Raw genomic sequence first — 11,067 nt, 5'->3', positions numbered from 1 at the left:
TGGCTTTGTGCCTTCGTGGCTCACTTCTTGCCACTAAAACTCCAGGATACGAAGAAAAAACTTCCGGATCATCGCTCTTTTCCCAGCAGCAAAAACATTAAGGCATTAAGCACAACAAAACCCTTTGTGTCCCTTCGTGTCTTTGTGACTTCGTGGCCCACGCGCTGTTATTTCAAATACTTTGCTACCGGCAGTTTCAGCTCCTTAAGGCCTTCTGCGGCCAGTCGTGCAATCTCAGTAGCGCCCGCTCCGGAAAGATGGGTATCGTCTTTCTTTCCCTTTGGCAGCTTGGTGAATTTGCCCGGCTCGATGTACAGGTATAATTTCTTTGAGGCTTCCGGTCCGTATTGCTGCACCAGTTCTCTCGATTTTACATTAAGGTCGATCAACGGCACCTTCATTTCTGCGGCAATTTTTCTTACTTCAGCCGCATAAGCTTCAAAAGTATTGGGCAACAGTTTCCCTTCCTTATCAAACTTTCTCCGGGTAATGGAGGTGAACAATACCGGTATCCCGCCCTTTGCTCTTGTTTCCTCAATATAACCTACCAGGTACTTCCGGTAGGTAGTCTGTGGGTCTGTATGCCGCAGCGTATCCGTTTTTTCGTCATTCGGGCCGAACATGATAAACATGTAATCGCCGGGTTTTACAGCATTGATCACTTTTTGCCACCAGCCCTCATCCTTAAAGCTCTTGGAACTACGGCCACTACGGGCGCTGTTTTTTATGATCACTTCATCGGTAAAAAACTGCGGCATTTGCTGCATCCATCCGCGGATGGGATAATTTTCGCCTCCGAAGCCACTGAGGTACCGTTGATCATAATCACACATGGTGGAATCACCGATGGAATGGATGGTTATTTTCTTTTGCTCCTTAAATGCCAGCAGCAAGGTTATAATACATAAAGCAAGAAATCCTTTTTTCATACCAGATAAATTTGTAATAAATGAGAATGGATAATATACTGCCAATGTAGTTTTTTATATACCAAATCCACCAGGAATACCCAAAAATATCACCGGTAGCGTTATCGATAACGCTACCATTAATTTTTAGTGCAGCCGGTTCCCGAACTGGAGTAAAAAGATATATCTTGTTCGGGAAATACGTTCCACCCGGGTCAAACGAGTTTATTGAGAAAAGTGCGTGCCATTCACCGGGAAAGCAATAACCGCTCTGGTCATTCATGTTCGTATCCCTGGTCTTATTAAATATATATTAGATGAAGAAAATTGTAGTACTGCTTTTAGTAACCCTGAGCTTTTCAATGGGACATGCACAAAACAGCCGCCGTATCACAGGCGAGGTACTGGATTCGGCCGGTAACACACCACTGGCAGGTGCCACCATCCTGCAAAAGGGAACCGCAAGAGGCACGCAGACCAACAGCCAGGGTAAATTTACACTGCAGGTACCTGCGGCCGATACTGAAGTAATATTGCTGGTAGAGCATGTAGGCTACAACCCGCAGGAGTTATCTGCCGCCACAGACGGGCCGTTGCAGATCAGACTATCCAACAATATTGCACAGATGGATGAAGTGGTGATGATCGGGTATGCGGCTGTAAAAAAGCGCGACCTTACAGGGTCTGTATCCTCCATTACCAGTAAACAGCTGAGAGATATACCGGTGAACTCGCTGGCAGAAGCACTTACAGGAAAGCTGGCGGGTGTACAGGTCACTACTTCAGAAGGCGCACCGGGTGCAGATGTACAGATCAAAATAAGAGGGAATGGTTCCATCACACAGGATGGGGCGCCACTTTATATTGTGGACGGTGTACAGGTGGAAGGTGGTCTTTCCGGGCTGTCGCCGCAGGATATTGAATCTGTGGATGTGCTTAAAGATGCTTCCGCAACGTCCATCTACGGTGCGCGTGGTGCAAACGGGGTGGTCATCATTACTACCAAAGGGGGTAAGGAAGCAAAGCCAGTTGTGAGCTATAACGGGTTTGTGGGTATAAAAAAACTGGCCGATAAGCTGGAGGTATTACAGCCCTATGATTTTGTGATGCTTCAATATGAGAAAAGCAGGAGCACCAACGAAGCCCAGGAAGCCTTCCGCCGTATTTATGGCAACTGGGACAGCCTGGACGTCTATAAATCGGTTCCTTTTATCGACTGGCAGGACCGCACTTTTGGCAACGATGCGCTGATGCAGACCCACAATGTAGGCGTTTCCGGCGGCACCAAGGCCACGCAGTACAACCTCAGTCTTACCAGCAACGGTGAAGACGGGGTGATGCTGAATTCCGGTTATAACCGGAAGCTCGTCACTTTCCGGATGGATACCCGGGTAAGCGATGCGCTTAAAATGGGCTTTAATGTGCGCTACACCAACCAGCGCATTAACGGCGCCGGTACTTCCGATGCAGGGGCCTCCACATACAACCTGCTCCGGCATACCGTAAAATACCGGCCCTTCATGCTCAACAACCTGTCGCCGGAAGACCTGGATGAAGCCTATTATGATGAAACCAATGCAGGGAATGCACTGGGTATCATTAACCCCATCCAGCTCAGTGATGCCCAGTACAGTCAGAAACTCAATAATATCACCAATCTGAACGGTTATGCCAATTATAACTTCAACAAGCAGTTCTCCTTTAAATCCACGCTGGGTGTCAATTACAATAACCAGACCTATAATACCTTTTACGATTACATTACTTCAAAGGCACGGACACAGGGCGCCAGCATGCCCATGGTTGGGGTGCTGACCAACAATGTTTACAACCTATCCAATTCAAATGTGCTCAGCTTCAGGAATTCGCGCGCTTCCGATCACCGCATCGACGCGTTACTGGGTAATGAATTCTATAATGTAAAAGCTAAAAGCACAGACCTGCAGCTGAAAAACTTCCCCATAGGTATTACACCGGACAAAGCATTGAATCAGCTGGGCGTTGGCACTACGGTGCCCACTTATCCGCAGTCCAACAGTTATGAGAGTCATATCGTTTCCTTCTTTACAAGAGCCAATTACGCTTATAAGGATAAATTCCTGGCGAACTTCAGCCTGCGTGCGGACGGCTCTTCCAAATTCGCCCCCGGTCGCCGCTGGGGCTACTTCCCTGCCGGTGCGGTTGCCTGGCGGCTTTCAAAGGAATCCTTCCTGGAGAACAGCAAGGTCATTTCTGATCTGAAGCTCCGGGTCAGCTATGGAGCTACCGGTAATAACCGGATCGACGACTACCTCTTTATGAATGTTTTCAGTCCCAGTGCAAAATATGCGTTGAACGGACAGGTAGTGCCGGCCTATATGGTGGGAAGCCTCCCGAACGAAAAACTGAAATGGGAAACCACCGTATCCCGTAATATAGGACTGGATCTCGCTCTTTTTAACAACCGGTTGCTGCTGACCGCGGATGTATATAAGAACACCGTTAAAAACCTGCTTATCGACGTGCCCATTCCGCCAACATCGGGTTATACCACGCAGTTACAGAATGTGGGCAATATCTCCAATCGCGGTATCGAGCTGCAATTGAGCGGTACTCCCATACAGAAGCCTGATTTTACCTGGAATGCGGAATTTAACATCGCCTTTAACCGGAACAGGATCGAGCGGCTGGCGGAAGGCCTGGATCATTACTTCGCCTATTCCGGCTTTGGCATCTCCGGTCAGCCTGCGGATTATATCGTGAAGACCGGTCAGCCCCTGGGAACGATGTATGGTTATGTATCGGACGGTTTTTACGGCGTAAATGATTTTAACTATGATGCCGCAACAGGCGTTTATACCCTGAAAGAAGGCGTTACTGATGTGTCAAAAGCCATCGGTATCGCCCAGCCGGGATGGATGAAACTGAAAGATCTTGACGGTAATCATATTATTGATGACAATGACAAAACAGTCATCGGGGATGCCAACCCGAAATTCTCCGGGGGACTGAACCAGCGGTTCACCTATAAACAATTTGACCTGGGCGTGTTTGTGAATTTTGTCTATGGCAATAAGATCTACAATGCCAACAAGATCGAATTCACCAACGGGTACGGCTCGCACACCAATTCCCTGGCCATCATGAACGACCGCTGGCGCACTGTGGATGCGAACGGCAATGTAATCCAGCAGGTAGTGACCGAATCCGGCGAACAGGTGGTAAAAGGGATCGCACCCGATCAGCTGGCGGCCATCAACCAGAACGCAAAGCTCTGGATCCCCATCAGCGGCGCCGGTGCCTGGTATCCCACTTCCTGGGCAATGGAAGACGGATCTTTCCTGCGGATCAATAATATCACGCTCGGTTATACCCTGCCGGAATCGCTGATCCGGAGGATCCGGTTAAAAAGCCTGCGGGTGTACGCCACGGTGAACAACCTGGCCGTTCTCACCGGCTATTCCGGTTATGACCCGGAAGTAAACACCCGGCGGGCAACGCCCGTAACACCCGGTGTGGATTACTCCGCCTATCCCCGGAGCAAGGTTTATATTCTTGGTTTAAATGTTTCATTATAATAAATGTTGATTATGATAAAGCAACGATCTTTTATGCTGCTCTTTGTTCTTACAGCAGCGCTGTTTACCTCCTGTAAAAAATACCTGACGCTGGAGCCACAGTCCGGGTATGATGAAGATGCGATGTTCAGTTCTGTGATAAATGCAAGGAGCGCCGTTTTGGGTGTATACGACCAGTTGGCCGGTGACCAGGGCTATGGCAGCCGCCTGAGCCTGATGTATCCTTACGACAACGACGAGATGATCGGCGTCACCAATTCCAACGCTCCGGACAACAGTTCCCGGGACCTCTCACGCTACAATCTTCAATCCACCAATGCACAGCTGCTGTCTCCGTTTAATCAGCTGTATTCCGGAATAGAACGTGCCAATATCTGTATTAAAAAAATACCGGCCATGGCGCTTTACCAGGCTGGCAGTGAAACCGAAAAGACCGAGCTTCGCCGGCTTCATGGTGAGGTCCTTACGTTGCGTGCACAGTTTTATTTTGAGCTGATCCGCAACTGGGGGGATGTTCCGGCGTCCTTTGGTCCGTCTGCCGATCAGGAAAACCTTTTTCTGGGGAAGACCGACCGTGATATTATTTACGATACCCTGCTGGCCAACCTGAAGACCGCTGAAGAACTGGTACCCTGGCGCACGGAAGTAACCTCCGATGAACGCATCACCAAAGGCACCGTTAAAGCCCTTCGTGCGAGACTGGCACTGTACCGTGGCGGCTATTCCCTGCGCAAGTCGGGAGCCATGGAGCGCAGTGCGGATTACCTGGACTATTATAAAATAACGCGGGACGAATGCTATGACCTCCTTCAGCGGAGGGATCAGCATACCCTCAATCCCAGTTTCCGATCGGTGTTCAAAGGGGCGATCGACTCCTCTGCGATCGATCCCTACGGAGAAGTATTGTTTGAAGTGGCGATGGCCCGTGAGGTGGACAGTAAACTGGGGTATTATGACGGCCCCCGCTTTTATATCCCGGGAAATACAGCATTGCTGGGCAATGGTTCTGTTCGTGTAGTACCGGTCTATTTTTATTCGTTCGATTCTGTGGATCTCAGGCGGGATGTTACCTGCGCCCCTTATTATAACAACGCGGACAACTCTAAAACGGTACAGACACTGGTGAATATGACCAGTGGTAAATTCCGTTCCGACTGGATCACACCGGCCCTTGCATCCGCTATACAGGCCACAGGGGTCAACTGGCCGATCCTGCGTTTTTCCGATGTGTTGCTGATGTTTGCAGAAGCCGAGAATGAGCTCAACAACGGACCCACCGCTGACGCCAAACAGGCATTTGAAGAAGTACGGAGAAGGGGATTCAGCGGAAATGAGGAAAAGATGGGAGCAACCCCTCTGGATAAACAGGGTTTCTTTGATGCCCTGGTAAAAGAACGCTCTTTTGAATTTGGGGGAGAGGGCATCCGCAAATACGATCTCATCCGCTGGAACCTGCTGGCACAGAAAATAACAGAAGTACGCGACAACTATACAAAACTGATGAACCGCCAGGCACCTTATGATAAAATACCGCAGTATATGTATTATCGGCCGGGATCCCTGCTGGTGGTCTTCGCCAATTCTCTGTATAACCCTTCGCCTTCTGAAGCGCCGGGTTATACCCGGGTCAACTGGACACGGTCCATCACCGCATCCTGGATCACCAATGTGGCGCAGCTGTTCAAACCCAATCACAGTGAACTGTTGCCGATACCTCAGGCAGTTATCGATGCTAATCCAAAGATCACGCAGGACTACGGTTACTGACGCAGCCAAAATGTTTTATATCCATTTGCAATGAGGCTTTAAGGCCTCATTTTTTTGACCTTAACCACCGTAAAAAGCCGCTTTTTATTTAACTGCCCGATAATTGGCACGATGTTTTACTTTTGCTTTAGGTTACTACTAAACGAAAGACGCATGAAAAAACTATTTTTTCTGGCCACCCTTGTTCCGGCATTGTTCTTCAGTTGTAAGGATACCGATAAAAAAAGCGGCACCCCACCCGGCAACGACTCGCTTCCTGTAGTGCAGAACACGGATCGTTACTATATGCAATACCAGGGAACCATCGGCGATCAGCCGGCAACCATGCACGTGGTGAAATTCGGCACTACTTACGACGTCAATTATACCTATGACAATGAAGGACAGCCTGCAGACCTGCTGTTCCAGAAGGACAGCCTGCTGCAAAATGACAGTCTGTTTTTTGCGGAGTATGCACCGCGGCCGGCGAATCAGGATCTGGAGGGTGCCGATGCCGAACTGCACCTGGTGATCCGGCCGGAGGGTATCACCGGATTGAAGATCACCGGAAATAAGCAGCAGCAACAGGTACAGCTCCTACCCGTAAAAAGCGGCACCGCGTTTACACCGGCGGGTTATATAGATTCGATCAAAATCTCCGGATTTAAGAAGGACACCCCTTCAGCCTTCAGCAGCCTGCTGTTGTTGGAGCCGGCAACCCAGGAGAGCTGGTATACGGCACTCTTAAAGAAAAATATCCTCGCTGTTCAAAAGCCGGACTCCGCATCACTGGAAACCACTATGACCCAATTCGGAAGAAGTTTTATTGAAAACTTCCGGGATGATATTGATACCATGAAAGCTGCCGGCGATGAGGAAGAGGCGCCGGTATCCATGATGCATTACGATCAGCAGATCAGTTCCAACCTCATATACAACAACAACGGCTATGCCGTGCTTAGCGTAGGCAATTATGCTTACACCGGAGGTGCGCATGGCATGTACGGGCAAACAATGATCTGCCTGGACATGCAGCAAAAAAAGGAATTGGCACTGGACAGTGTTCTTAAAATTGATTCCGCAACATTGCAGCCCATACTGGAACGTCATTTCAGGGGCCGGTATAAAATTGCAGACGGCAAGCCGCTGACCGACATTCTTTTTGAGGACCGCCTGGCACTGACCGATAATTTCTATTTTACCTCCAGAGGCATCGGGTTTGTATACCAGCCTTATGAGGTGGCGGCCTACGCCTTCGGCCTGATCGATGTATGGGTTCCTTATACGGATCTGAAACCCTACCTGCAGCCGGAGTTTGTACAGCGGATGCACCTCTAAAATTAGTTTTCTTTAACAAATGACGATGGATTCACTAACGGATTTGATAGTATCTTAGCAGCAATGGTAAAACTGCTTACAGTATTTTGCTGCCTGCTGTTTGTGCTGGATCTTTCGGCGCAGTCGGATACTACGCTCCCCAGGATCAATGATTATATTTCGCTCAGAAAGAAAAACGGCATTGCCATTGACAATTATTACACAGGAATGCCCATTCATTTTATAGGTGCGGATGGTCAGGACTATGAAGGCCCCATTGCCCGTATTGCCCACGACAGTGTTTTTGTCAATTTCTATCATATCACCAAACAACCTACTATCTGGGGCAATTATATAGTGGATACGATCAGTACCACCACCATTCCTTTTTATTATAAAGAGATCAAACACATCATCTCCTACCGGTCGCTGAAACGGAGGGGTTACCTGCACCGCCTGGGTATTATCACACAGATCGGCGGCGCCGGTTATATGATTTTAAATACCGTGAATACATTAAAAGACGGAGACAAGCTTTTTTCTGCCCGTAATTCAAGAAACCTGGGTATTGCTGCTGCGATCTTCGGAGCCGGCTGGCTGATGAACCGGCAATACCGCCAGTTAAATAAGATCTCCAAAAAATACCGGATCGTTTATGTAGACATGCAGTAGTTGCCGCTACCGGCTTTCAATCTTATTAAAGAAATCGGCAGGCCGTAGCCGGATGCCGAAATTGTAAGGCGTATGATCCAGTCCGCGGGTATACATGCTTTTGAACGCATAAGAGCCGTACAGGGTCACCACCCCCAGCGTCAGATCACCTACATAGGAAAGCTTCCAGGGATCCAGGTCGAAATTATCCTTCGCCTTTCGTTTGCCCTCATCAGAAGTGATGATCTTGTTGCGGGAAGCATAAAGATATCCCACACTGATGCCTGCACTTAGCTCAAACGGATACAGGCGGTCCGGTGTAAAATTAAAATTCAGCATCAGCGGTACTGTAATGTAATCTGCTGCCAGCTTGTTCTTCTTATAAACGCGGCCGGGTTCCTGATCGATATAGGCTACCGGCGGATTGGTGATATCCGTTGCCGTCCGGGGATTGAAGCGGACTTCGTTCTTAAACCGGTAGTTATTCAGCTCCAGACCCAGGCCGTACTGGAGGTTCACAAAATGACGGATCAGGTTGTACCGCTGGGTCACGATCCAGATATTGATGTTCCGTGATTTGAAATATCTCGTGGCAAACCACTGCTCATTGCTCCCCGGTGCATACGCCTGCGCATCAGCCGCAGCATAAACCGTACCGTCCGTGAAGTTCGACATGCCGATATCGACCATGGCCCATTCCGTAACAATATTCTTCAGATTTCTTTTGGTGCGGATGCTTTTGAAGAATCCTTTTTTAGGCTCCTGTTCGATGGGCTTATTATCCCTTATAACGGTAACACCGTTAATGACCAGGGTGTCCGGTCCGTTCTGGGCTGCTGCTATCAGCACAGATACGGTCATTATAGCCAGCAGTAGTGTTTGTTTCATCTTCATTCGAATCAATTGCATTGCTCAATCCGTTTGCTGCGAAAATTGGTTTATCAGGAATTAAAGATAGGAAAGAACTTGTTTATAAAACTATAAACCTAAACGAACACCGATAATATAGGGTGTAAGATCCAGCCCGCGTTTAAACATGCTCTTGGTGGCAAAGGACCCGTAAACGCCCAGGTATCCCAGGTTTACCTCTCCCACATAGGAGATCTTCCAGGGGTTTAAACTGAAATCGTCCTTAAACTTATGTTTTCCTTCATCCGAGTTGATGTATTTGTTCCTTGCAGAATAGAGGTAGCCGGCGCTGATACCCGCACTGACGCCGAATTCCTTGCTGGCTTTTACCCGCACGTTTTTGCGGTTGATCTCCACTATTTTCCTGTTCTTGGTGGGGATGGTAAAATTGAGCATTACAGGCAGTGTCAGGTAGTCCGCAGCAAGTTTGTTCTTCCGGTAGGTACGCCCTGGTTCTTCATCCATATATACTACAGCAGGTATGGCTGCGTCGGTACCCGGTTTCGGGTTGAACCGCACCGGGTTTTTAAACCGGTAATTATTCAGTTCCAGACCCAGTGAGTATTTCAGGTTCACCACATGTTTTACCAGGTTGATTTTTTGCGAAAGGATCCAGATATTGACGTTTACCGATTTGCCGCTTCGCAGATCCAGCCAGGAATCGGTGGCCCCGGGGGCAAAAGCCTGTGTGGCCGCATCTGTATAGATCGTATTGTCCACAAAATTTACAAAACCCAGGTCGATGCCAAACCAGCTGGTGGTTACATTCTTTACACGACTGGCTTTTACCCAGGGCTGTCCGTTGTCGCTGATGATCACAGAATCCTTGTTATTCCTGGAAATGACCTTTACCGTTATTTCTGTAGTATCTACTTTTTGTTTATGCTGCGCCCACAGACAAACGGGTGCCATCAGGATTGTACCTAATACAATTACTCTTATCGTTTTCATCTCTTCTATTTTACATTAACCGCAAAGCCTGCGATGGTCACCTGGCCGTCATCGTCTGTAAGTGTGCCCGTTACCCGCTCCTCTATACGTTGGGTTAATTTTTTGAATAAGGATTTTTTTGTTTTGGGTGTTTTTTCATCTGCGGTTGTGGCCACAGCCTGCTGCACGGACGGATCCTGTTCCGGTACAGCCTGCGGGGCGGAATTATCTTTTGCAATTAAAGGTTTTGCATCGGGGGCAGGCGTAACACCGGCATTGCGCGGAGCTGTTGTTGACGGTGCGGAAGCAGCCACAGGTTGCCTTACGGTGGCCGGAGGAGCTACAGGAACCGGTATTTTTGCCGGCTGCTTAGGTACAGGGGTGCGCTTCTCCTTATCTGCTATGGGCTTATCAGCGGCAACGATCGCTTCTTTGGACGTATTGCCGGTCTGCGGCCGGGTATCGGCAATCGTGTCATCCTTATCCGGCGCAACATGGGCAATCACCATATTTAAAGAGCTGTCGCCCACATATTCAACACCGGCCAGGGCGGAGCCTTCTTCCTGACCCTGCATCCAGATGCCTGCCCCCACTGCGATCAGCACCACTGCTGCGGCCGCAGCCATGCCCCATTTTTTAAAGAAGACCAGTTTTGAGCTCCGGTACAGGCGGTTCTTATCCGGGAAAACGACGTCCTCATCCGGTACGGAGACCGTTGCGGAAAATGCCGCCAGGCGTTGCTGCAGCTCCGGGGAAGGGCCCTGCAGTTGCTGAAGCGCCTCTGCAGATACCGCTTCCTTGTCAAGAAAGGAAAGCAACGCCTCATCTGAGACGGATGCCCCGTCAAACAGCAACCTGGATTTATCCGGAAAAACATCCGCCGGATCTGCCATTTGCCGTGTCCGGAGTAATTCCTCCAGCAAGGGCTGCAGCTCCGGATGCTGTTCCAGGAATGCCTCCACCTCGCTCTGCTCTTCCCTGCTCAGTTCATTATCAACATACAGAAGGAAATAAGCTTCATAATTGGTCGGATTAATTTTTCCCTGCAT

Annotated in this window: 8 protein-coding genes; 4 read left to right on the top strand and 4 right to left on the bottom strand. The window is 49.0% G+C overall.

The annotated features are described in order from the left end of the window. Positions 1-167 precede the first annotated feature (167 nt). On the bottom strand, positions 168-929 hold the full coding sequence (locus tag K7B07_RS14180) for a rhamnogalacturonan acetylesterase (protein ID WP_223710677.1): 762 nt from the start codon (positions 927-929) through the stop codon (positions 168-170). A gap of 296 nt (positions 930-1,225) precedes the next feature. Between K7B07_RS14180 and K7B07_RS14175 the strand changes: the two genes are divergently transcribed. The 4 genes from K7B07_RS14175 (at position 1,226) to K7B07_RS14160 (ending at position 8,200) form a co-directional block, all read left to right on the top strand. Further along, entirely contained in the window at positions 1,226-4,465 is a 3,240-nt protein-coding gene (locus tag K7B07_RS14175) for a SusC/RagA family TonB-linked outer membrane protein (RefSeq protein ID WP_223710676.1), read from the top strand. Between the two features lie 12 nt (positions 4,466-4,477). Continuing rightward, complete coding sequence (locus K7B07_RS14170; RefSeq protein WP_223710674.1) at positions 4,478-6,232, top strand: RagB/SusD family nutrient uptake outer membrane protein; 1,755 nt, start codon at positions 4,478-4,480, stop codon at positions 6,230-6,232. Positions 6,233-6,385: 153 nt separating this feature from the next. After that, positions 6,386-7,549, top strand: coding sequence for a DUF3298 and DUF4163 domain-containing protein (locus K7B07_RS14165; RefSeq protein ID WP_223710672.1), 1,164 nt, complete (start codon positions 6,386-6,388; stop codon positions 7,547-7,549). 63 nt (positions 7,550-7,612) lie between these two features. Continuing rightward, on the top strand, positions 7,613-8,200 hold the full coding sequence (locus K7B07_RS14160; protein WP_223710671.1) for a hypothetical protein: 588 nt from the start codon (positions 7,613-7,615) through the stop codon (positions 8,198-8,200). A 6-nt stretch (positions 8,201-8,206) separates the two neighbouring features. Here the strand turns inward: K7B07_RS14160 and K7B07_RS14155 are convergent, their stop codons facing one another. The 3 genes from K7B07_RS14155 to K7B07_RS14145 all read right to left on the bottom strand — a co-directional run bounded on the left by K7B07_RS14155 (position 8,207) and on the right by K7B07_RS14145 (position 11,067). Then, entirely contained in the window at positions 8,207-9,067 is an 861-nt protein-coding gene (locus K7B07_RS14155) for an outer membrane beta-barrel protein (RefSeq protein WP_223710669.1), read from the bottom strand. A 90-nt stretch (positions 9,068-9,157) separates the two neighbouring features. Then, complete coding sequence (locus K7B07_RS14150; protein WP_223710667.1) at positions 9,158-10,039, bottom strand: porin family protein; 882 nt, start codon at positions 10,037-10,039, stop codon at positions 9,158-9,160. A 5-nt stretch (positions 10,040-10,044) separates the two neighbouring features. Beyond that, the gene (locus tag K7B07_RS14145) at positions 10,045-11,067 is read right to left on the bottom strand and encodes a hypothetical protein (protein WP_223710665.1); all 1,023 of its coding nucleotides are present in this window, start codon (positions 11,065-11,067) and stop codon (positions 10,045-10,047) included.

This window comes from Niabella beijingensis, from assembly GCF_020034665.1.
In the GTDB taxonomy this organism is placed as follows: Bacteria; Bacteroidota; Bacteroidia; order Chitinophagales; family Chitinophagaceae; genus Niabella; species Niabella beijingensis.
This window is presented reverse-complemented; position numbering and strand designations above follow the sequence as displayed.